Annotated in this window: 8 protein-coding genes; 1 reads left to right on the top strand and 7 read right to left on the bottom strand. The window is 67.5% G+C overall.

Annotation, left to right across the window (positions count from 1 at the left end; genetic code table 11):
• Positions 1 to 17 precede the first annotated feature (17 nt).
• The 6 genes from ACIPZC_RS17380 to pvdM all read right to left on the bottom strand — a co-directional run bounded on the left by ACIPZC_RS17380 (position 18) and on the right by pvdM (position 20,343).
• The gene (locus ACIPZC_RS17380) at positions 18 to 8,555 is read right to left on the bottom strand and encodes an amino acid adenylation domain-containing protein (protein ID WP_400628408.1); all 8,538 of its coding nucleotides are present in this window, start codon (positions 8,553 to 8,555) and stop codon (positions 18 to 20) included.
• Entirely contained in the window at positions 8,555 to 14,965 is a 6,411-nt protein-coding gene (locus ACIPZC_RS17375) for an amino acid adenylation domain-containing protein (protein WP_400628406.1), read from the bottom strand. Before ACIPZC_RS17375 ends, ACIPZC_RS17380 begins: the two co-directional genes overlap by 1 nt.
• 119 nt (positions 14,966 to 15,084) lie before the next feature.
• Positions 15,085 to 16,740: a cyclic peptide export ABC transporter gene (locus tag ACIPZC_RS17370; protein WP_400628404.1), complete on the bottom strand. Its 1,656-nt coding sequence runs from the start codon at positions 16,738 to 16,740 to the stop codon at positions 15,085 to 15,087.
• 74 nt (positions 16,741 to 16,814) lie between these two features.
• A complete protein-coding gene (locus ACIPZC_RS17365; RefSeq protein WP_400628402.1) occupies positions 16,815 to 17,696 on the bottom strand; it encodes a formylglycine-generating enzyme family protein in 882 nt (293 codons plus the stop codon).
• 12 nt (positions 17,697 to 17,708) lie between these two features.
• Positions 17,709 to 18,980, bottom strand: a complete 1,272-nt coding sequence (locus tag ACIPZC_RS17360) for an aminotransferase class V-fold PLP-dependent enzyme (RefSeq protein ID WP_349976302.1) — start codon at positions 18,978 to 18,980, stop codon at positions 17,709 to 17,711.
• 16 nt (positions 18,981 to 18,996) lie between these two features.
• Complete coding sequence (gene pvdM, locus ACIPZC_RS17355) at positions 18,997 to 20,343, bottom strand: pyoverdine-tailoring dipeptidase-like protein PvdM (RefSeq protein ID WP_267817467.1); 1,347 nt, start codon at positions 20,341 to 20,343, stop codon at positions 18,997 to 18,999.
• A gap of 214 nt (positions 20,344 to 20,557) precedes the next feature.
• On the opposite strand from pvdM, the gene ACIPZC_RS17350 reads away from it, so the two are divergent.
• Positions 20,558 to 22,186, top strand: a complete 1,629-nt coding sequence (locus ACIPZC_RS17350; protein WP_400628399.1) for a twin-arginine translocation signal domain-containing protein — start codon at positions 20,558 to 20,560, stop codon at positions 22,184 to 22,186.
• 31 nt (positions 22,187 to 22,217) lie between these two features.
• On the opposite strand, the gene ACIPZC_RS17345 is transcribed toward ACIPZC_RS17350, so the two are convergent.
• A complete protein-coding gene (locus tag ACIPZC_RS17345; protein WP_400628397.1) occupies positions 22,218 to 23,621 on the bottom strand; it encodes an efflux transporter outer membrane subunit in 1,404 nt (467 codons plus the stop codon).

The following is a 23,621-nucleotide window of genomic DNA, read 5'->3' as shown; positions in this document are numbered from 1 at the left end:
GGCGGCCGGGCGCAGGTTCACAGGGTGTGTGCGGCCACCGGCTGCAGGCGCTGAAGCACGGTTTCGAGCAGTGCGCCATGGCTGACGATGGCGTAGTGATCAGCGGCCAGGCGCTGGCTGGAGTGGATCGCATGGCGCGCTTCGAAGGCCTGGCAGACGCCCGCTTCGCTGCTCTGTGCCCACCAGCAGTCCAGGCTGGCGCGTACCGCGGGCAGGGCGTGCACTTGCAGCGACAGGGCCTTGAGGGTCATAGCGACGGTAAACGTGCGCGCCAACTCCTCGCTGCTTTGCAGGCCGTCCCTGGCCTCTGCGCCCAGGCTCTGCTCGATCAGTGCCTGCAACTGCGTGGCATCGGCATTGGCCGCTACCGGGAACAGCGGCAGGCTGTCGGCCGAGCGGCCACCGACCACGGCGAGGAAGGCGCGCAAGTCGCCACCGCAGTCTTCGTCCAGCGCCGCACCTGGCTCACCCGGTACATACGGGTCAACCAGGCCGAGCAGGTCGATCTGCTGGCCCTGGCGCTCCAGCTCACGGGCCACCAGCAGCGCCAGGGTGCCACCCAGCGACCAGCCCAGCAGGCGGTAGGGGCCGTGGGGCTGCTTCTGGCGAATGTACTGGGCGTAGTCGATGGCCATGGCGTCGAGCGACTCGTCCTGCCATTGGCGGTCGAGCAGCATGCGGTTCTGCAGGCCATAGACACTGCAAACGCCGTCCAGCCGCTGAGCCAGTGCGCGGTAGTCGAACACTGTGCCGAAGCCCGCATGCAGGCAGAACAGCGGGGCCTGGCGTTCGATTTTGCGGTTGAGCAGCAGCAGTGGGTCGAGCGCCGCCTGCTCGCCCGCCTCGGCCGGGCACAGTTCGGCGATGGTCGGGCGGGCGATCAGGTCGCGCAGCTTCAGGTTCAGGCCCAGTTGCGGTTGGTTGCGCAAGCGCGAGAGCACCTTGAGCACACTCAGTGAATCGCCCCCCAGTTCGAAGAAGTGATCACTTACCCCGACCTGCTCCAGGCCCAGCACATCGGCCCATATCGCCGCCAGGGCGCGCTGGCGGTCATCCGCCGGGGCCTGGTACTGGCGCTCGCGCAGCAAAGGCTCGGGCAGTGCGCGGCGATCGACCTTGCCATTGGGGGTCAGCGGCAACGCATCGAGCACCATCAGGTGCGCCGGTACCATGTAGTCGGGCAGCACCTGGCGCAGGTGCTCGAGCATCGGCGTGACAGCACGCTCGCCGTCGCCACGTACCACGTAACCGACCAGCTGCTTACCGTTGGCAGCCTCGCGCGCCACCACCACCGCATCGAGCACGTTGGCGATATCACGCAGGCGCGCCTCGATCTCGCCCAGTTCGATACGAAAACCGCGGACCTTCACCTGATTGTCCAGGCGCCCGAGGTAGTCGAATACCCCGTCCGGGCGCTGGCGTACCAGGTCACCGGTGCGGTACAGGCGCCCACCAGTGGCGCTGAACGGATCGGCGACGAAGCGCTCGGCACTCAGCCCCGGGCGGCGGTGATAGCCGCGGGCAAGGCCCTCGCCACCGATGTACAGCTCCCCGGCCAGGCCTGCCGGCAGCGGGTTGAGGCAATCATCCAGCACATGCAGCGTGCGGTTGCCCACGGCCACGCCAATGGGGGCGTACACCGCTTCGCAGCGCGCCGTCACCGGCACCTTCCACAGCAATGGGGTGACCACGGTTTCGGTAGGGCCGTAGCCGTTGGTGAGGTAGTGCGGTTTGAGCACCTGCTTGACCAGCTCGAAGTTGGCATCGGCCACCGCATCGCCGCCGAAGCAGTAGATGCGCACCGGGGGCGGTGCCGGTTGGGCCTGGCCGTATTCAGCCAGTTGCTGCAGGTAGGCCGGCGGGAAGCAGGCGATGCTGATGGCCTCGGCATGCAGCACGTCCCAGGTCTGCTGTGGGGTCCACAGGGTGTTGCCACGGACCACCAGCAGGCCCCCGCTGATCAGGGTCGACAGCCAGCGTTCCTGAGCCCCGTCGAAGGCGAACGACATGAACAGCAGCTCGCGGGTCGACGGGCCCATTTCGTAGCGTTCGATGATCGCCTGGCAGTGCATGCGCAGTGGGCCGCGGGCCACGGCCACGCCCTTGGGGTTACCGGTGGAGCCGGAGGTGTAGATCATGTAGCTGAGCTGATCGTCCAGCGCTTGCCGTTGCGGGGCGTGTCGCTGCGCGGACAGCTCGCAGCGGTCCAGGTCCAAGCGGCGCTCGGGGGCCACGCCCAGGCGTTCGCCGATGATGCTGTCGGTCAGCAACAGCGCCACGTCGGCGTCACCGATGATCCATTGCAGGCGTTCGGCGGGGTAGTCGATGTCCAGCGGCACATAGGCCGCGCCAGCTTTCATCACCGCGTAGAAGGCAACGATGGTGCGCACCGAGCGGTCCAGGGCGATGCCCACCCGGTCCTCGCGCCCGATACCGCGTTCGAGCAGGGTCCAGGCCAGGCGGTTGGCCTGCTCTTCCAGTTGCCCGTAGGTCAGTTGCACCCCGTCGCAGCGCACCGCCACCTGGTCTGCACGCGCCTGGGCATGGCGGCCGATCAGGCTGGCCAGGTCATGCTCAGGGCTCACGCCGGGCTGTGGCTGCGGCTGCACGACGGTGTCGAGCAGGCCAAGCGTGCCGACGGCCGCCTCGGGGTGGCTCAGCAGGCGTTCGAGCAAGGTGTCGAAGTGGCTGCGGATGGCCTCCACCTGCGGCGCCTGGAAATGGTCCTGGCGGTAGAGGAACTCGATGCGCAGACGGGCATTGAGGTGCACCGCCAAGTCCATCGGGTAGTTGGTGACGTCGCGCAGTTGCGCTTCACCGAAACGCAGGCCGGCGGCACCGGCCGATTGCAGGCGTTCATCGATGGGGTAGTTCTCGAACACGATGATGCTGTCGAACAGCGCCTGGCCATTGCTCTGGGCCCAGCGCTGGATGTCCACCAGCGGGGTGTGCTCGTGGTCGCGCACTTCCAGGTTGCAGGTCTGCAACTGTTGCAGCCAGTCCTGCACCGGTTGAGCCGGGTGCGGGGCCTGGATGATCGGCAAGGTGTTGATGAACAGCCCCAGCAGGTTGTCGGCACCCGGGAGGCTGGTCGGGCGACCGGACACGGTGGCGCCGAAGCACACGGTCTGTTGGCCGGTGTAACGCTGCAACAGCAGCACCCAGGCAGCCTGCACCAAGGTGTTGGGGGTAACGCGCAGGCGTTGGGCCTGCTCGCGCAGCCAGGTGGTGCGCTGCTCGTCCCAGTGCAGGTAGAGCGCGCCGTGGCCTTGCTGGGCGCTGCGGCTACCGGCCACGCCGGCCAGCTGGGTAGGGGCCTGCAGCTCGGCCAGGCGTGGCCGCCAGAACGCCTCGCTGGCCTGTTGTGCCGGCGCCTGCAGCCAGCGGATGTAGTCGCTGTAACGGCCTTGCTGAGCCGGCAACGCCTGGCCGGCGTAGCATTGGAACAGTTCACCGAGCAGGCGGGACTGGCTCCAGCCATCCATGAGGATGTGGTGGCTGGTCAGGATCAGCTGGTGGCGCTCGTCATCCAGGCGCACCAGCAACAGGCGCAGCAGAGGTGGGGCGAGCAGGTCGAACGGGCGACGCCGCTCGGCTTCCGCGGCGGCGGCCAGGCGCGCCGGCTCGACGGCCTGGCCGCGCCAGTCCAGCGTCCTGGCGTCGAGCTGGCCCTGACGCAGCACGACCTGCAGTGGCTCGCTCAGTTGCGGCGCCTGCCAGAAGGCACTGCGCAGCATCTCGTGGCGCTCCACCAACCGGCCCCAGGCAGCGATGAAACGTGGCGCCTCCAGGCCTTGGACCTCGACGCTGGTCTGGTTGATGTAGAAGTCCCCGGCCCCGGCGTCCTGGGTGTGGAACAGCATGCCCTGCTGCACGGTGGACAGCGGGTAGATGTCTTCGACCTGGTCGCAGGCGAAAGGCAACAGGGCCAGTTGGGCCTGGCCAAGCCGGGCCAACGGCACGTCCGAAGGGGTGAGGCCAAGGCGTACGCCCTGGCCGCACAAGGCCACCACCTCACGCAACTCGGCGGCATAGTCGTCGGCCAGGTGCTGCAGTTGAGCCGGCTCGAACATCCGCTGGCTGAAGCTCCAGTTCAAGCGCAGTTCGCCGTCGAACACCTGGCCATTGAGGGCCAGCCAGTTCTGCAACGGCGCATCGGGGCTTTGTTCGCGGCCTTTGTCTGCGGGGATCGGCCGCAACAGCGTGGCGGCATCGTCGTGGCCACTGTCGAACTGGCCCAGGTAGTTGAAGGTGATGCGCGCAGTGGGCAGTGCGGCCAGGGCCTCACGTATCGCCGGGCTGGCGAAACTGCGCAGGGCGCCGAAGAACGCACCTTTGCCCGGCAGGGCGCGCAGCTGTTCCTTGGTCAGCATGATCGCTTCGGCCAGCGAGCTGCCGGCGCTGATGCGGGCCGGGTAGAGGCTGGTCAGCCAACCGACGCTGCGGGTCAGGTCGGCCTCGAAGTCGGCGAAGGCTTCGCGGCCATGGCCTTCGAGTTGCACCAGATGGTCACAGGCGCCGGTCCAGCGTTGCAGCACACGGGCGAGGGCGGCCAGCAGCAGGTCGTTGATCTGCGTGCGGTAGGCCGCCGGGCAATCCGTGAGCAGGCGCGTGGTGGTCGCGGCATCCAGATGGGTGGTGACGCTGCGGCTGTCGCACAGGCGCAGCGCAACGTCCGCATCGAGCACCGGCAGGCTGCTGTCGATATCGGCGCACTGGCGTTGCCAGAAGGCGGCTTCCTGCTCCCCGGCCGGGCTCTGTGCGTAGGCTTGCAGGCGCAGGGCCCAGTCCTGCACCGACAGGGTGCGCGGTGGCAGCGCGCAGGCTTGGCCGGCAACCGCCTGGGAATAGGCACCGTGCAGGTCTTCAAGCAGGATGCGCCAGGACACACCGTCCACGGCCAGGTGGTGGATCACCAGCAGCAGGCGCTGCTCACCGTCGACCACGCCCAGCACGGCGCGCAGCAACGGGCCTTGGCCCAGGTCGAGGCTGCCTTGAGCGCGGTCGCACAGGTCCTGCCAGCTGTCGCCCTGGCTTGGCTCGAACAGCCAGAGCAGGTCGTCGTCGGGCGTATGCGGGGCAAAGTGAGCCTGCCACTGGCCTTGCACCTGGCTGAAGCGCAGGCGCAAGGCATCGTGGGTCTCCAGCAGCGCGGCGAGCGCCTGGCGCACGTGGGCCGGGGCCAGCGCCTGGTTGGCCTTGAGCATCACCGACTGGTTCCAGCGCTGCGCCTGCGGCACGGCCTGGGCGAAGAACTGCTGCTGCATCGGCAGTAGCAGGCTGGGACCGCTGGCAGGCCGGTACGCGGCCTCGGCCGGTTCGGCCTGGGTCTGGGTGACTTGCGCCAGGGTGCGCACGGTCTGGTGGCTGAACAGGTCTTTGGGGGTGAAGTGCAGGCCGTCGCGTCGTGCCTGGCTCACCAGCTGGATGGACACGATCGAGTCGCCGCCCAGCTCGAAGAAGTTGTCATCGATGCCCACGTGCTCACGCTTGAGCACCCGCTGCCAGACCTGCACCAGGCGTGCCTGCAGTTCATCTTCGGCGGCGCTGTAGCTGGCCTGGGCCTGAGCCAGCCCTGGGGCAGGCAGGGCCTTGCGGTCGAGCTTGCCATTGGGGCTCAGCGGCATGCGCGGCAGGAACAACCACTGGTTGGGCACCATGTAGTCGGGCAGGTGGGCCAGCAGTGCCTGGCTCAGTTGCTCGCGCTCAGGCAGCGGCTCGCCGGCCCTGGCCACCAGGTAGGCGACCAGTTGGTTGTCCACGGCCAGCACGGCGGCCTCGTGGATGGCGGGTTGTTCCATTAGCCGCGCTTCGATCTCACCGAGTTCGATGCGCAGGCCGCGGATCTTCACCTGGTGGTCGATGCGCCCGCAGTACTCGATCACGCCGTCGGCGCGGTAGCGCGCCAGGTCGCCGGTGCGGTACATGCGCGCGCCAGGCTGGAACGGGCAGGCAACGAAGCGCTCGGCGGTCAGCGCCGGGCGTTGGTGATACCCGCGGGCCAGGCCCACTCCGCCCAGGTAGAGCTCGCCGATCACGCCAGCGGGTTGCGGCTGCAGGCCGGCATCGAGGATCCAGCAGGCCAGGTTGGCGATCGGTTGACCAATCGGCACACCGGTCTTGCCCTCGTCACGGCAGGTCCAGTGGGTGACGTCGATGGCCGCTTCGGTGGGCCCGTACAGGTTGTACAGTTGGGCCTGGGGCAACTGCGTGAACACCTGTTGCTGCGCCTCCACCGGCAGCGCCTCGCCACTGCAGACGATGCGCTGCAGGCTGCTGCAGCGGCTGACCTGGTCGTCGAGCAGGAAGGCCTGCAGCATCGAGGGCACAAAGTGCAGGGTGGTGACCTGATGCTGGACGATCAGTTGCACCAGGCGCGCCGGGTCGCGGTGGTCACCCGGCGCGGCAATGGCCAGGCGGGCGCCGGTGATCAACGGCCAGAAGAACTCCCACACCGACACGTCGAAGCTGAAGGGCGTCTTCTGCAGCACTGTATCGCTGGCATCCAGGCCGTAGGCCGCCTGCATCCACTGCAGGCGGTTGGCCAGGGCCTGGTGGCTGTTACCTGCGCCTTTCGGGCGGCCGGTGGAGCCGGAGGTGTAGATGACGTAGGCCAGTTGCTCGGGCGTGCACGGCACTTGCGGGTCATGTTCGGGCTGCGCGGCGGGCGCCTGGTCGAGCAGCAGCACCGGCAGCCCGGGCGGCAGCGGCAGACGCTCGCGCAGGTGCGCCTGGGTCAGCAGCAGGCCGATGCCGCTGTCTTCGACCATGTAGCTCAGGCGCTCGGCGGGGTATTCAGGGTCCAGCGGCACGTAGGCGCCGCCGGCCTTGAGGATGGCCAGCAGGCCAACCACCAGCTCCAGGCTGCGCTCGGCGGCGATGCCGACCGGCGTGTCCTGGCGCACGCCTTGGGCAATCAGGGCGTGCGCCAGCTGGTTGGCCTGGCGGTTGAGCTGGGCGTAGCTCAGCGCGCTGTCGCCGAACAGCAGTGCGGTGGCATCGGGCGTGCGGCGTGCCTGGGCTTCGACCAGGGCGTGGAGCGACGGCGTGGCCGGGTAGGCGTGGGTGGTGGCGTTCCACTGAGTGAGCAAGCGCTGGCGTTCGTCATCGGCCAGCAGCGTGATCTCGCCCAGCGCCTGCTGCGGAGCCTGCACCACGTGCGCCAGCAGGCGCAGCCAGTGGTCCCCCAGGCGTTGGATGGAGCTGTGGTCGAACAGGGCGGTGGCGTAGGTCAGGCTCGCACTCAGGCCCTGGGCGTCCTCGAAGGTGTTGAGGGTCAGGTCCAGTTGCGCGGTCTCGCCTGCCAGTGGCAGCGGCTCGATGGCCAGGCCGTGGCCCAGGGCCGATTCGTTCGGCTGGGGCGCGCCGACCTGGTGGTTGAACATGACCTGGAACAGGGGGTTGTGGCTGAGGTTGCGCGCTGGCTGCAAAGCCTCGACCAGTTGCTCGAAGGGCAGGTCCTGGTGGGCCTGGGCCTGCAAGGTGGTGGCCTTGACCTGGTCGAGCAGTTGCTCGAAGGACAGGGTCGGCTGGCACTGGCCATCGATGACCAGGGTGTTGACGAAGAAGCCGATCAGGTCTTCTGCCTCGACCCGGTTGCGGTTGGCACTGGGCACGCCGACGCGGATGTCCTGCTGGCGGGTGTAGCGGTGCAGCAGGGCCATGAACGCGGCCAGCAGCACCATGAACGGTGTGGCCTGGCGGGCCTGGGCAAGCTGGCGCACGGCCAGGGCCAGGGCCGGTGGGATGGCCAGCGGCAGGCGCGCCCCGTCGAAGCGCTGCACGCTCGGGCGTGGCCGGTCCAACGGCAGTTCCAGCACCGGCACTTCGCTGCCCAGGCGCTGGCGCCAGTAGTCGAGCTGGCGTTCCTGCTCGCCGGCTTCCATCCAGTGGCGTTGCCAGATGGCGTAGTCGGCGTACTGCAGCTGCGGTTCAGGCAACTGGCTGGCCAGGCCCTGGCTGAAGCGCGCATAGCAGTGGGTCAGCTCCTTGACCATCACCTGCATCGAGCGCCCGTCGCTGATGATGTGGTGCTGCACCAGCAGCAGCACATGGTCATCGCTGCCCAGTTGCAGCAACTCGGCACGCAACAAGGGGCCGCAGGCCAGGTCGAACGGTTCACGTACCCGCGCCTGGATATGCGCCTGCAGGGCCTGCTCATCGAGCGTGGTCAGCGTCAGAGCGACGGCGACGGTGGCGTCCACCTGCTGCGCCACGCCGTGCTCGTCTTCGACGAAACGCGTGCGCAGGCTGTCATGGCGATGCACCAGCGCCTCGAGGCTGGCCTGCAGCGCCGCCACGTTCAGTGCGCCTCGCAGGCGCAGGGCGCAGGGGATGTGATAGGCGCTGGCCTGGCGGTCGAACTGCCAGAGGAACCATTGGCGTTGCTGGGCGAACGACAACGGCAGGCGGTCGAACGCTTCACGTACCTGAGGGATCGGCAGGCTGGCCATCGACAGGCCTTCCTCGCGCATCTTCATCAGGTACTGCCGGCGCTTTTCCAGCGGCAGCAGGACAAAGCGCTTGGCGATTCTCGAAGCGGCAGTGCTGTCCATCAGTGTTCCTCCATTTCGTCGAGCCAGGCTTCGAGGGTGTCGAGCTTGTTTTCATCGACCGCGGTTGTAGTGGTGTCCAGGTGCAGCGCGAGGGCTTGAAGGGTCGGGTGCTGGAACAGGGCCTGTGGGGTCAGCTCGCGGCCCAGCTCCAGCTGGATGCGCGAGACGACGTTGATCACCAGCAGCGAATGGCCGCCCAGCTCGAAGAAGTCGTCGTCCAGGCCCACCGCCTGCACACCGAGCACCTGTTGCCAGATGCCAGCCAGTTGCACTTGCAACGCTGTGTGGGGCGCGCGGAAGGGGCGTTGGGCAGGGCTGTCGGCCGGTGCCGGCAGGGCGCTGCGGTCGAGCTTGCCGTTGACGGTCAGGGGTAGCTGTTCGAGCCACATGCAGTGGGCCGGGACCATGTAGTCGGGTAGCTGCGCCTTGAGCGCGGCGCGCAGGGTGGCGGTGTCGCCGCCCTGGCCGTGATGCGCCACCAGGTAGGCGAGCAGGCGGGTGCCGGCGGGCCCCTGGTCGGCGATCACCACCGCCTGGGCCACCGCCGGCTGCGCCAGCAGGCTGGCCTCGACTTCGCCCAGTTCGATACGGAAGCCGCGCACCTTCACTTGTTGGTCGATGCGCCCGATGTATTCGAGGGTGCCGTCGCTGCGGCGGCGCGCCAGGTCGCCGGTGCGGTATAGGCGGCTGCCGGGCTGGGAGGAGAACGGGTTGGCGATGAAGCGCGTAGCGCTCAGCCCGGCGCGGTTGAGGTAGCCTCGGGCAAGGCCAGCCTGGCCGATGTACAGCTCACCGATGCAGCCCGCCGGAACCGGTTCGAGCTCGCCGTCGAGCAGGTAGCCGCTGAGGTCGTCGATCAGTTCGCCGATCGGGCTCAGCGTGCGGTTCACGTCATCCAGGCCAATCGGTCGATAGGTGACGTGCACCGTGGTTTCGGTGATGCCGTACATGTTCACCAGTTGTGGCCGCTGTGCGCCGAAGCGCTCGAACCAGGGGCGCAGTGCCGCCACGTCGAGCGCTTCGCCGCCGAAGATCACATGACGCAGGGCAAGGTCTGCCGAGGCGGCGCTGCATGCGGCCTGGGTCAGGGGTTTGAATGCCGATGGCGTCTGGTTGAGTACGCTCACACGCTCGTCCACCAGCAGTTGCAGGAAGCCCTGCGGGTCGCGGCTCAAGGCGTGCGGCACGATCACCAGGCGGCCTCCATGCAGCAGCGCACCAAAGATCTCCCACACCGAAAAGTCGAAGGCAAAGGAGTGGAACAAGGTCCAGACGTCATTGTGGTCGAAGCGGAACCAGCGATCGCAGGCGCTGAACAGCCTCAGGACATTGCGCTGGCTGAGCAGCGTGCCTTTGGGCAGGCCGGTGGAGCCGGAGGTGTAGATGACGTAGGCGAGGTTGTCGACGCCGCTGCGCGGTGCGGGGTTGTGCACCGGCTGGTCGTCGTAGCCGGCCTCCAGGTCCAGGCGCAGCAGCCCATCGTGCGCGGGCAGTTCGGCGAGCAGGCCGGGTTGGTCGAGCAGCACCTTGATGCCGCTGTCGCGGACCACGAAAGCCAGGCGCTCTGCCGGGTGCGCGGGGTCGAGCGGCACGTAGGCGCCGCCGGCCTTGAGGATGGCCAGCATGCCGACGATCAGTGCGAAGCCGCGCTCGGCGGCCAGGCCCACCGGCACATCGGCGCCCACGCCCGCCGCGATCAGGCGGTGTGCCAGGCGGTTGGCGCGCTGGTTGAGCTCGGCGTAGCTCAAGGCCTGGCCCTGATAGCGCAGGGCAACGGCCTGCGGCTGGCGTTGTGCCTGGGACTCGATGCGTGCAGCCAGCGCTTGCGTTTGTGGGTGGGCGACCGGGGCGCCGTTCCAGGCCTCTTGGACCTGCAAACGTTCGGCCGGGTCCATCAGGGCCAGCCGGGCGAGCGGCAGCCCTGGCTGGGCCAAGGCCTGTTCGAGCAGGTTCAGCCAGTGCCTGGCCAGGCGTTGCAGGGTCGTAGCGTCGAACAGCGTACGGTCGTAGGTAAAACTGGCGCTGAGGCCTTGTTCACCCTGGGCCGTGCTTAGCGCCAGGTCGAACTGGGCCTCCTGGGGTTGGCTGTCCAGTGCCTCCAGGCGCAGCGCACCCAGTGGCGTGGCGTCGGCTGCCTGGTGGTGGTTGTACAGCACCTGGAACAAGCCCTGGCGTGGGCCGCGCTGGGGCAGCAGGGCTTCGAGCAGTTGCTCGTAGGGCAGGTCCTGGTGGTCCTGGGCTTCGACCATGGCCTGGCGGGTCTGCGCCAGCAGCCCGGCAAACGACAGGTCGGCCGTGCACTCGGCGCGCATCACCAGCGTGTTGACGAAGAAGCCGATCAATTGCTCGGTTTCCAGGCGGTTGCGGTTGGCCACCGGTACGCCGATGCGGATGTCCGGCTGGCCGCTGTAGCGGTGCAACAGGGCCTGCCAGGCCGCCAGCAGCACCATCGGCACCGTCGCCTGGTGTGCGCTGGCGAAGCGTTGCACGGTTTCGCCCAGTGCCGTGGGCAATGCCAGATGCAAGCGTGCCGCCGGGCGCTTGGCATCGTCGCGGCGGGGGTGATCGCAGGGCAGCTCGAGCACCGGTTGCTCGCCGGCCAGCCGTGTGCGCCAGTAGGCCAGCTGGCGCTCGCGTTCGCCGTCATCCAGCCAGCGACGCTGCCAGGCCGCGAAGTCGGCGTATTGCAGTGCCAGTGCGGGCAAGGCCTGGCCTTGATAGAGCGCGCACAGCTCGCGGACCATCACCTGCATCGACCAGGCATCGGAGACGATGTGGTGCTGCACCAGCACCAGCACGTGGTCGTCGGCCGCCAGGCGTGCCAGGCCTACGCGCAGCAGCGGGCCGCTGGCCAGGTCGAAGGGCTGGCCGAGCAGGCCTGTGATGAAGGCCTGGCACTGGCTTTCTTCAAGCGGCACGCCCTGCACGTTCAGCGACCAGGGGGCGAGGATGTGCTGGCGCGGCTGCTCACCTTCAAGGGTGAAGCAGGTACGCAGCGCTTCATGGCGGGCGATCAGTTGGTCGAAGGCTCGGTTCAGGGCGGTGACATCCAGCGGGCCGCGCAGGCGCAGTACGCTGGGAATGTGGTAGGCGCTGCTGTCTGGGGCCAGCTTCCACAGCAGCCACTGGCGCTCCTGTGCGTAAGACAGCGGCAGTTGGTCGCGCGCGGTTCGTACCGGCATGGCCAGCGGGGTGGCCGTTTGCAGCTGCGCCAGGGCCTGGCAGAAGTCGCCCAGGCGCGGTTGGTCGAACAGCAGGCGCAGGGGGAAGTTCAGCGCCAGCTCGTGGCGCAGGCGCGAGACCGCCCGCGCCACCAGCAACGAATGCCCGCCCAGGGCGAAGAAATCATCCCCCAGCCCGACCCGTTCGGCCTTCAACAGCTCGGCCCAGGTAGCCGCAACCTGGCGTTGCAGGTCACTCGCCGGCGCCTGGTAGCGAGCCTGTGCCGGGCTGTCGTCGACCACCGGCAGGGCCTTGCGGTCGAGCTTGCCGTTGGGGGTCAGGGGCATGGCCTGCAACAGGTGCAGGCGTGCTGGCAGCATGTAGCCCGGCAGTTGCTCACGCAGCGCTGCCAGGCAGTGTTCGATGAATGCCTGGCTGTCGGCGGGCGTGCTGGCGGGTACTACATAGCCGACCAGCTGCGCGCCATCGACGCCGTCGCGGGCGACCACTGCCGCTTCACGTACCGCGTCCAGGGTGAGCAGGGCCGATTCGATCTCGCCCAGCTCGATGCGAAAGCCGCGGATCTTCACCTGATGATCGACCCGGCCAAGGAAGTCCAGGCTCCCGCTGGCGTGGCGGCGCGCCAGGTCGCCGGTGCGGTACAGGCGCTCGCCGGGCTTGCCGTAGGGGTGCGGCACGAAGCGTTCGGCGGTCAGGCCGGGGCGCTGGTGGTAACCCTGGGCCAGGCCGTCGCCGCCGATGTACAGGTCGGCCGGTACGCCCTGCGGGCTGGGCAGCAGGTTGCCGTCGAGCAGTAACAGGGCGGTGCGCTCGATCGGCTGGCCCAGTTCGGGGCGGGCGCCGCTGCGGGCCAGTGCGTGGCGCGCCGACCAGATGGTGGTTTCGGTCGGGCCGTACAGGTTCCACAGTGCGGCGCAACGGGCCAGCAGCCTTGCCGCCAGGTCATCGCCGAGTGCCTCGCCGCCGCACAGTGCGGTCAGGGCGGGCAGGCGGTGCTCGGGGTCATTGTCGAGCAGCATGCGCCAGGTCGATGGGGTGGCCTGCAGCACGTCGATGCGTTCGCTGATCAGCAGGTCGAGAATTGCCGCCGGGTCCTGCACGGTGTGCTTGTCGGCCAGCACCATGCATGCCCCGGTGCACAGCGGCAGGTACAGCTCCAGGCCGAAAATGTCGAAGGAGCAGGTGGTGATGCTCAGCAGGCGCTGCCCCGGTTGCATGCCGGGCGCCTTGGCCATGGCTGCGACGAAGTTGGACAGTGCGCCATGGGGCACCATCACGCCCTTGGGGTTGCCAGTCGAACCGGAGGTATAGAGCACATACGCCAGTTGCTGCGGCGGGCAGTCCAGGGCTAGTGGCGGTTCGGGCTGGTGCGCGGCGTGCAGGTCGACGTCATCGAGCAGCAGTACCTGTTGGCGTGGCGTTGGCAGGGCAGCCAGCACCGAGGCCTGGCTCAGCAGCAGGGGGGCGCCGCAGTCTTCAAGCATGTAGGCCAGGCGTTCGGCGGGGAACTGGGGGTCCAGCGGGACGTACGCCGCACCGGCCTTGAGGGTGGCCAGCAGGGCGACGACCAGCGGCGCGCCGCGTTCCAGGGCCACCGCGACACGCTCGCCTGGGCCGATGCCGGCGGTGTGCAGGCGCCGGGCGAGGCGCTCGGCAGCGTTGTCGAGGGCGCGGTAGCTTAGCCGCGTGTCGCCGGCCACCAGTGCAACGGCCTCGCCGTGGCGCTGCGCCAGGCGCGCGAACTGCTGGTGCACGGCCAGGCCGTCGAGGGCATCGCCTGCGGGGCCCTGGGCCGCGGCCAACCACTGTTCACGCTGCACGGCAGGCTGCGCATGAAGCTCACCGATGGCGCACTGGGGGTGGTCGAGCATGGCCTGGAGGATGGCCAGCCAGTCCTCACCCAGCCGCTCAGCGGTGGCCGCCTCGAACAGCGTGGCATCGTAGTCGAGGCTGATGCCCAGCCGCTCGCGACCGGCATGAACGTTGAGGCTGAGGTCGAACTTGGCGGCAGTGGGGGCGCTGGGCATCGGCTCGATGTGCAACCCTGGGAAACCGGCCGCGGGCTGCTCGGCATTGTCGCTGGTCCAATTGAACAGGCAGTGGAACAGCACGCCGTTGCTGCCTTGGCGTTGTTCAGCAAGCGCTTGTTCCAGCGGGTAGTCGGCATGCTCCAGGCATGCCAGGGCGTGCTTGCGCACCTGCTCGAGCAGGCTGGCCACGGACTGGCGCGGGTCCAGGCGCGCCCGGTGGATCTGGCTGTTGACGAAAAAGCCGATCAGGTCCTGCACCTGTTCCTGGTTGCGCCCGGCATTGGGCACACCAACGATGAAGTCGTCCTGCCGGGCATGGCGGCCGAGTACCAGCTGCCAGGCGGCCAGCAGCACCATGAATGGCGTCAGGCCATGGGCCCGGCAGGCGGCCTGCAGTTGGCTGAACAGCGCGGCGGGCAAGGCCAGGGTGCAGGTCCCGGCGGCCGTGGCGGGACGGCTGTCGCGCGGGTGATCGGTGGGCAGTTCCAGCCGTTGCAGGCCGCCTTGCAGGTATTGGCGCCAGTAGCTGGCGGCGCGCTCGTGGGCCGGGCTGGCCGGGTAGGCGCCGCGCTGCCAGTGGGCGAAGTCCAGGTACTGCACCGCAGGGCGAGGCAACTGGCCGTCACTGCCGGTGCAGACGTTGGCGTAGGCCTGGGAGAGGTCGCGCAGCAGCACTGGGTTGGACCAGGCATCACTGACGATGTGGTGGCTGGTCAGGGCCAGTACATGGCGTTGCGCGCCCAGCTGATACAGGCAGGCGCGCAGCAGTGGAGCCTGGGTGAGGTCGAACGGGGTGGCGGCCTCGGTCTGCAGCGCCTCGTGCAACACCTGCGGTGGTTGCCCGCGCAGGTCGACGCAGCGCAGGTTCAAGCGCGCCGCGCGGTCGACCTGCTGGCGTGGATGGCCCTGCACCTCGTTGATGCGGGTACGCAGGATGTCGTGACGGTCGATGACCCGGTCCAGCGCCTGTTGCAGGTCTTGGGCCTGCAGCGGGCCCTGGAGCACAAAGGCGCGCGGCTGGTTGTAGGTGGCGGCATCGGGGTCGAGCTGATCGAGCAGCCACAGCTGCTCTTGGGCGAACGACAGCGGCGCGTGGTCGGCGCCGTGGGCAACGATACCGGCAGGGGCGGCGGTGTCGTCGAGCTCGCAGAGCAGGGCCAGCAGCGCGTCATCGGTGGATTGGTTCTGGGGTGTCATCTCGGTCTCGCCATCACTGGAGAATTAAGCGTACTGAGAGAGACGAAGGGGCAGGGGGGTGATTTAGGCAGGCGGTGAAACAGCTGCACCCGGCGCGCGTGGGGCGCGCCGGGTGGGGTTCAGGCAAGGGCTGGCGTGTGTTCTACGACGACTTTGCCGGCCTGCAGCCGGACCCGCTGGTCGGCGATGTCGAAGTAGCGGTCATCGTGGGAAATGACAATGATGGTCTTGCCCAGGCGTTTGAGGTCCGGCAGCAGTTCGGTGTAGAAGATGCGCCGGAAGGTCGGGTCCTGGTCGGCGGCCCATTCGTCGAACACCAGCACCGGGCGTTCTTCCAGCCACGCGTTGATCAGCGCCAGGCGCTTGCGCTGGCCGGTGGACAGGTCGGTGGTGCTGAACGCACCGTCCTTGACGCTGACCTTGTGGGCGATTTCCAGGCGTTCCAGGTAGCGGTTGGCGTCGTCGGGGATGTGCGTATCGCCCTGCACCACATCATCGAACAGGTAGTAGTCGGCGAACACGGTGGTGAACAATTGCCGGTAGTCGTCGCGCCCCTGTGCGTCGATGGCCTGGCCGTTGAGCAGGATCTGCCCCTGTTGCGGCGGGTACAGGCCCAGCAGCAACTTGATCAGGGTGGTCTTGCCACAGCCGTTTTCTCCGACCACGAAGACGATGTCGCCCTGGGCGATCCGCAGGTTCACCGGCCCTACCTGGAAGGGCTGGGCGCCTGGGCTGGCCTGGTAGGCATAGCTCACCTCGCGCAATTCCAGGCTGTCGACCACCACAGGCGGGTTGCCGTGGTCCTCCAGCAGCAGGTGCGGTTCAGGCGAAGAAAACTGCTCGGAAAGCTCGGCGATACGGCGAAAGGCGATTTGCGCGCGGCTGACCACCGGTAAGGTGCCGATCAGGTGTTCCAGCGGGCCTTTCATGTACAGCAGCACCAACACGAAGCCGCTGATGGCCTTGGGGTCGGCGCTTGGCCAGAGGAACTGCAGGGTAAGGCCCAGGCCGATGACCACGAAGAACAGCATGGAGCCGAAGCTCTTGGCGATGACGAACGTGTTGATCGAGCGTACCTGGGTGGCGCAGATCGCATCGGCGGTGTCCTGGATGCCGTGGCGGAACATGCGCTGGCGGCGCGGGCGGTGGATGCGCAGCTCCTTGGCGCCTTCGGCGATGGCGTGGTAGTGCTTCTGCAGCCGGTCTTCGGCGTCGCGGGCCGCCATGAAGCCTTTGATGCCACGGCCTCGGGCGATGTACTGGACGACGCTGCCGATACCGATTGCCACGAGCATCATCAGGAACATCGGCAGTGACAGCGTGGCCAGGTAACCCAGGCAGCCCAGGGTTACGGTCAGCGAAATCGCCAGGGGTGCGAAGGCAAAGGCGAAGTCGCTGATGGTGTCGACGTCATGGGTCAGCACCGGGATCAGGCGGTGGCTGCGAAAGCGTTCGATCTGCTCGATCGGCGCCGACAGCACCTTCTCGCCCAAAGCTTTGCGCAGTTTGGCGATGATGTGCTGGCCGACATAGTTGGTGCCGATGTCGGAGCAGATCGAGCTGGCCAGTGCCAGCGCACAAAGCCCGGCGAAGCCGAGGATCACGCCGTTGCTCAGGCCACCGTCGGCGTGCAGGCCGCTGTTGATGGTGGCCAGCAGGGCGGTAACGCTCAGGCCGCCGACCATGCCCATGACGACCGACAGGGAAACGATCGGCCAGAACGGTTTGAGCAGGGTGAACAGCTCGCTCAGCGCCCCGCGGGTTTTGGAGGTCATGTTGAATTCCTGGATCAGAGGCAGAAGTACATGGTTATGACGAGTGGCCCGCAGGGCAATTTAACCGCGTACCTTCAGAGGTCGCGCACCACCCGAACACCCAGCCAGTCACCCAGGCGCTCCGGGAAATTGGTGTTGCGGTTGCCCGAGCGGGAGAAGATCGGCGCCTCGCCCCAGTCGTTGCCGCGGATGCTTACTACCTTGCAGCTGTCCTTGGCCCGGCTGGCCTGGCCCCAGGCACTGCCGTCGGCCGGGGCGCCTGCGTAGCTGTTGTGGTAGCAGTCTGCGACCCATTCATAGACGTTGCCGTGCATGTCGTACACGCCAAAGGCGTTGGCCGGGTAACTGCCCACGGGCGAGCTGTAGCTGTAGCCATCCTTGGGGCCGTAGACGTTGGCGTGCTGGCTGATTTCCAAGGTGGCGTCTGGGTCGATGGGGAAGGGGTACATGCCGGTGCTGCCACCGCGTGCGGCATATTCGCGTTGGGCCTCGCTGACCATGCGGTAGTGCTTGCCGGTCTTTTTCGACAGCCAGGCCACGTAGTCCTGCACGTCGTGGTAGCTCATGCACACTGCCGGTTGCTGCGGGCCCTGTTTGTAACTCGGCTTGCTGGCAGTGCAGCGCCGGCCCGGGCGATCGTCGCCGTCGGCGATGCGCGTGCCCGTAGCCTTGAGGTAGCCATCCCATTGCTCGGCGGTCACCTGGAAGCGGCTGATGGCGAAGGGTTTGGCGAAGGTCACCACATGCTGTGGGCCTTCGTCATCCTGGCGCCCCATTTCGTCGGGCGGGGTGCCCATGTTGAAGGTGCCGGCGGGCAGCACCACCATCTCCGGGCAGAGCGTGTCGCAGTCACGGAACACCGTGCCCGGGGGTTGGGCGGCTTGTGCTGCCAGGGCCGGCAGGCTGCAGGCGGCCAGCAGGCCGGCCAGGGTCAGGCGATGCATGGAAGCGGTCATGGGGATGCCTTGTCAGAGTTGTTGGGTAATCAGGGCCATGGCCCGGTCGATCTGCTGTTCGTCATTGAGCAGGCTGGGGGCCAGGCGGATCACCGGGCCGACATCGCGATACACCGCGTCGCACATCACCTTGTTGGCGGTGAGGTGGGCGGCGACGGCGTCGGGGTCGCGGTCCTTGATGCGGAAAAACGTGAAACCGGCCGAGTAGCGCTCGCTGCGCGGTGTCACCAGTTGCACCTGGGGGTGCTCGGCGAGGCGCCCCTTGAGCAGGCTGTTGAGTTGGTGGATGCGCTGTTGCACGTCGGCCTTGCCCAGCGCCAGGTGCAGTTTGAAGGCCTCATTGGCGGCCCAGCGGTGCTCGAAGGCGTGGTAGCCGCCCGGGGTCATGATGGTGGCGAAGTCCTCATCGCGGGAGAACGTGGCCATGGTCGGGGTGAGGTGCTCCATGCCGGTGGAGGCCGCGCAGATGATGCCCGTGCCGCGCGGGCCGAACATCCACTTGTGGGTGCCGGCGATGAAGTAGTCGCAGTTGAAATCGGCGAAACGCGCGTTCTCCACGCCGAAGCCGTGCACACCGTCGACCACATAGAGGATGCGCTCGGCTTCGCTGCGGTTGCGGTTGTGCTGGCGCACCAGCGCGCCGATCTCGCCGACCGGCAGCTTGACGCCACTGCCGGAGTGCACCCAGGTCATGCCCAGCACGCGGGTATGCGGCTGGATGGCTTTGTCCAGGGTACTGAGCACCTGGTCGGTGGAGACTGTCCACGGGTCGTCGAACAGGCGGATCTTGCGGGTCAGGGTGCCCTGGCGCTGGGCGCGGAAGGCCAGCGCCTTGTGGGTGGAGTAATGTTCGTGCTCGGTGACCAGGATCTCCTGGTGGGCGCCGACCTTCAGGCCGCCATAGATCATCGCCAGGCCTTCGGTGGTGCTCCCGGTCAAGGCCACCTGGCGCGGTTTGACTTCAAGGTAGCGCCCGGCCCACTCGCGCACTTCATCCTCGCGCTGCCATTCGTACTGGCTTTCCCAGTCCATCAGGGCGGCGGGGTTGCGGTCCAGCGCGGCACGGTGGCGGTCGATCGCTGCCTGTACCGGGCGCGGGTGGGCGGTCACCAGGAAGTTGGCGAAGTGTGCGACTTGTGGGTCGAGCGGGAACAGCGTGCGCAGGTTGCGCCATTTGTCGGGGCCGCTCAGTGGTGCGCTGGCGCCAGCCAGGGCCTGGGGCAGCAGTGGCAGGCTTGCGGCCAGCAGGCCGGCCTGTTTCAGGAAGCTACGGCGGTTGCTCATGGTAGGCAGGCTCGGCTCAACGGTTGGCGACAGGGTGGGCAGCGCGCTGGACTTGCTCCCAGGCACGCAGGAAATTGCCCGCCCAGAGCTTTGCAATGTCTGTTTCGCTGTAGCCGCGGGTCAGCAGTTCGGCGGTGACGTTGCTGATTTCGCTGACGTCCTTCCAGCCCTCCAGGCCGCCACCATCGTTGAAGTCCGAGGCGATGCCGACGTGGTCGATGCCGACCTTTTTCACGGTGTAGTCGATGGCGTCGACGTACTGTTTCAAGGTGGCCTTGGGTTCGTCTTCCAAGATGGCGTACAGCGAGCTTGCATACTCGCCGAAGCGGGCCTCTGGCCAGATGGCAATCACCGCGTCGCCCGGCATCAAGGCATTGGTCAGGCCTTGCAGCGGTTGCAAGTCGAAGCGCGCACGCAGGGCATCGAGCTTGTCCACGACTGGCTGGGTCAGGGGCTTGAGGTACTGACCGAAGCCAACCACCTGAATCACGCCGCCGCTCTCTTTGATCAGTTGCATCTCTTTGTCGGAGAGGTTGCGCGGGATATCCACCATGGCCCGCGGTGCCGAGTGCGAAGCCACGATTGGCGCGCGCGACAGGCGAGCGACATCCTCGAGTGCCAAGGTGGACATCTGTGACACGTCGATGATCACGCCCAGGTCGTTCAAGCGTTTCACTGCCTGCTCGCCCAGCGGTGACAGGCCGCCCAGGGCATCGGCGGTGTCGTTGAAGAACGGCAGCGGCCGCGAAGAGTCGGCCCAGTCGTTGTTGCCGACGTAGCTGAAGCCGAACATGCGCATGCCACGTGCCGCCCACAGGTCGAGCTGCGACAGGTCGTGGCCCAGCGGGTAGGCATTGAGCATGCTGATGAAGATGGCGAACTTGCCCTCGCCGTTGAGGCGCCGGAAGTCGTCAGGGGTGTAGGCGATACCGACCTGGTTGGGGAAGTCGCGGACCATGCCGGTGATGATCTTGTAACGCCCTTCCTGTTCTTGCCGGGCGGCATCGACGAAACCGGGGGTAGGGCGGTGTGGAGCGTTCGGGCCGTTCCAGATTTCCGGCCAGCCGAATACGGTCAGGGCGGCACCTGAGAGGCGGCCACGGTTGGCCTTGACCAGGTCGAACTGGCCGGGACCATCCTTGTCCACTTCGTGCCCCTCGCTGCCCATGCTCAAGGGCACGGTGATATGGCTGTCGAACGAGAGCATGTGCTCGTGCAGCTGCTCAGCCTGTTGCACGATTTTCAGCGGGTAGCCTGCGTGCAGGTGCTGCCAATAGAAGTAGCCAGCGGCACTTGCCAGGGCAACGGTCAGGGCCAGGGGCAGGCCGATGTACAGGGCTTTGCGGGAACGGGTCTTGGTCATTGCCATCTCGTTGCGCGGGTGATCGGGGCGGCTGCCGGCTCAGGGTCTGCGCGGGCAGGGCTTGGGTATCAGGTGGACGAACAACGGCAGGGCAAATTTATCGTTGGCTGCGCCACGGGCGGTCCGCCTGCGGCGGTAAATTTTGCGTGGTGCACAACGTTCTAGCCTTGGACGGGCCGTGTTCCATGGCCGCAATGAATGCTCAGGTAGTGCAATGACGATTTCTCGACGCGGCTTCATCGCCGGTGTGGCATTGACAGGCGTGGCGGTGCCCGCCGCGCTGTACGTGCGGCACGTGCAGCGCCAGCAGTTCGACGAGCAGTTTCCTGAAACCCCGGGCGAAGCCGTGGTCGAACTTGCCGATGCGCCCCTGCAGCAGTTGGGGGACACCTTGCGCGGGTGCTGGCGTTGGACGGCGCAGGGCGCGGACGCAGGGCTGCACGGCTTGCCTGAGGGGGAGCTGGAGCTGTTGCTGGACGTGGCCCACAGTGGGCGTGGCCTGCGTGGTTACCTGGACACGCCCGAGCGCCTGCGGGGTACGCAAGAGCCGCGCTATCGCGTGATGGGCGACCTGCTGGGGGACAAGCCAGGGGCACTGCGCTGGCGGCTGTTTTCGACGCAGCCGGGGCAGGACCAGGTCAGCTATGAGTGCCAGGTGGTCCTCGACGAAGCCTGGGGCGGGTTCGGCAACGCCGGCCAGGCGACCCTCAATGGCCGCATGCTGCCGCTGGGGCGCGCATTGACCCTGCCCGAGCAGGACAACCGCTTTCTTGCGCTCAAGCGCCCGTTCCCCGAGGCCCGGGAGCGGGCGCCCTTGTCACCGGCCTTGCTGGCGAGCCTGATCGCGCCGGAGCATCGATTGTTCCACCAGCTCTGGCATGCCTCGCGCGACAAGTGGCACAAGCTGAACAAGGACCAACAGGCGGCGCTGCGCGGCCTGGGCTGGCAGCCAGGGCCGCGCGGCCATGAACGCGATGCGCGGGGCCGGCACAAGGACCGCAACGGCTCGGGCGTGGATTTCTTCTTCATGCACCGGCACATGCTGGGTGCAGCCCGGGCCCATCAGGATTTACCCTCCTGGAAGCGTTTTCCACTGCCGCAACCTGAGCTTGAGCGCGACCGCATCGGCTTCGCCCGCTATTTCGACAACCATGATGGCAATGCCTTGCCGCCTACCTGGCTGGCTTCGGGCGATGCCGCGTACACCCAATGGGTGCGCGATATAAAGACGCCCGATACGTTCCACGCCAACTTCCAGGTATGGGAGTCGAAGTACACCGACCCGCACTACCTGAGCACGCTTACGCTGGGGCAGTTCGGTTCGGAAATGGAGCTGGGTTTGCACGACTGGCTGCACATGCGCTGGGCTTCGGTGCCGCGCGACCCCTCCAGTGGCCTGCCGGTGCCGTTCGCACGCAAACCGGAAGATTTTGCCGCACGCTGGTTCCAGGCCGAGAACGACTTCCTCGGCGATCCGTTTTCATCCCATGTAAACCCGGTGTTCTGGCACTTCCACGGCTGGATCGACGACCGTATCGAGGATTGGTTCCGCGCCCATGAGCGGGTGCACCCGGGGCAGGTCAGGCGCCTGGACGTCAACGGTGTGCCGTGGTTTGCGCCTGGGCGCTGGGTCGAAGTGGCCGACCCGTGGCTGGGGCCAGACACCCACGGTTGCTCGACGGTACCGGGGCTGCGGCCCGGGCGCAGTGTGGAGATGGACCCGGAGACCATGAAGCTGGCGTTACGCATCATCTTTGGCGACGATGACCTGTTCGCCAAGCTGCGGCCGAAAGTCCCGCAACGCCCCTGGTACGCGCGCAATCTGAAGTTGGCGCAGCGCTGAAAACATCGGCCGCAAGCCGTGCGCGGCCTTTTCAGTGCGGTAGCTGCCAGCCACCCCCAAGTGCCTTGTACAGCGCCACACTGCCCTGCAGGCGGGCCAGGCGCAACTGCGCCTGCTGGTCTTGGGCCAGGTAAAGCGTGCGCTGGGTCTCCAGTACGCTCAGCAGGGTCTCGGCACCCGCTTCATAGCGCTGTTGTGCCAGGGCGAAGGCCTGGCGTGCCTGCACCACTTCCTCGTCCTGCCACAGCCGTTGACGCTCCACACCCTCGATGGCGTTGAGGGCTTTTTCCACGTCGGCAAAGCCGGCCAGGATGCTGCTGCGGTACTGTTCGAGCAATTCGTCCTGCTCGGCTTCGGCCAGCTCGCGTGCGGCGCGCAGCCGGCCGTTGTTGAAGATGGGCGCGACCAGGCCGGCAGTGAGGGTGTAGTAGGAGCTGTCGAGCACCTGGGCAAAGGTGTTCGCGCCCGTGCCAAGGTTGGCGCCCAGCGTCAGCTTCGGCAGCATGGCCGCCCTGGCCACCTGCACATTGGCGTTGGCGGCGGCCAGGCGTGCTTCGGCAGCGGCGATGTCGGGGCGGCGAGTCAGCAGCTCGCTGGGAACGCCGCTGCCGATTGCCGGCCAGTGCAGGGTGGTGATCGGTTGGCGGCTGGCCGGCAAGGCCTGTACCGGGTCGCCGAGCAAGGTGGCGAGGGTGACGCGGCTGTCTTGGCGCTTTTGCTCGAGCAGCGGCACCTGGCGCTCCACAGCCGCCACCAGGCTGCGCTGCTGGGCCAGTTCCAGGCGGGTCGCGGAGCCCGCGCGCTGGCGGATTTCGACCAGGTTCAGCACCGCCCGTGCATTGCGCAGGTTAAGGCGGGCGATGCGCAGTTGTTCTTCCAGGGCCAGGCCTTGCAGGTAGCTGTCGGCAACGGCGCTGACCAAGGTCAGTTCCACCGTCTGGCGGTCGAAGCGGCTGGCGTCGAGGCCGTGCAGCGCGCTCGCCCGCGCCGCGCGCAGGCCGCCCCAGAAGTCGAGCTCGTAGCTGGCGGTCAGTTGCAGGCCGAAGGCTGTGTAGGTGGGCTCGCTGCTACTGACGTCCAACTGGTCGGACCCTTCGCCGTGCAGCAGGCGTTGCCGGCTGCCATCGAGGCTCCCTTGCACCTCTGGCAACAGCGGCGCGCCAGCGATCACGGCGCGGGCCTGGGCCTGGCGTACGCGGGCCGCGGCTGCGGCGAGGTCATGGGCGTTGTGTTGTGCGCGCTTGACCAGGTGGTCCAGCTCACGGCTGGCGAACGCCTGCCACCAGGGCCCCGATGGCAGTGCGATGGCGGGCGCAGCGGCCTTGCCTTGCCAGTGTTGCGGTGCGCTGATGCCGCTTGAGGGCGCAGGGGGGGTAGTGCAGGCGGTGAGGCCCAGGCACAGGGTCAACAGGCTGATGCGGCTTGGCAATGTCAT

Source organism: Pseudomonas sp. NPDC089743, assembly GCF_044748785.1.
GTDB classification, from domain to species: Bacteria; Pseudomonadota; Gammaproteobacteria; order Pseudomonadales; family Pseudomonadaceae; genus Aquipseudomonas; species Aquipseudomonas putida_X.
The sequence above is the reverse complement of the archived record's forward strand: the minus strand, read 5'-3'. Positions and strand labels throughout refer to the sequence as shown.

Coding starts and splice junctions, on each gene's coding strand:
- ACIPZC_RS17345 (WP_400628397.1), bottom strand. CDS start 23,621: ATGACATTGCCAAGCCGCATCAGCCTGTTGACCCTGTGCCTGGGCCTC.
- ACIPZC_RS17365 (WP_400628402.1), bottom strand. CDS start 17,696: ATGACCGCTTCCATGCATCGCCTGACCCTGGCCGGCCTGCTGGCCGCC.
- ACIPZC_RS17380 (WP_400628408.1), bottom strand. CDS start 8,555: ATGGACAGCACTGCCGCTTCGAGAATCGCCAAGCGCTTTGTCCTGCTG.
- ACIPZC_RS17360 (WP_349976302.1), bottom strand. CDS start 18,980: ATGAGCAACCGCCGTAGCTTCCTGAAACAGGCCGGCCTGCTGGCCGCA.
- ACIPZC_RS17375 (WP_400628406.1), bottom strand. CDS start 14,965: ATGACACCCCAGAACCAATCCACCGATGACGCGCTGCTGGCCCTGCTC.
- ACIPZC_RS17370 (WP_400628404.1), bottom strand. CDS start 16,740: ATGACCTCCAAAACCCGCGGGGCGCTGAGCGAGCTGTTCACCCTGCTC.
- ACIPZC_RS17350 (WP_400628399.1), top strand. CDS start 20,558: ATGACGATTTCTCGACGCGGCTTCATCGCCGGTGTGGCATTGACAGGC.
- pvdM (WP_267817467.1), bottom strand. CDS start 20,343: ATGACCAAGACCCGTTCCCGCAAAGCCCTGTACATCGGCCTGCCCCTG.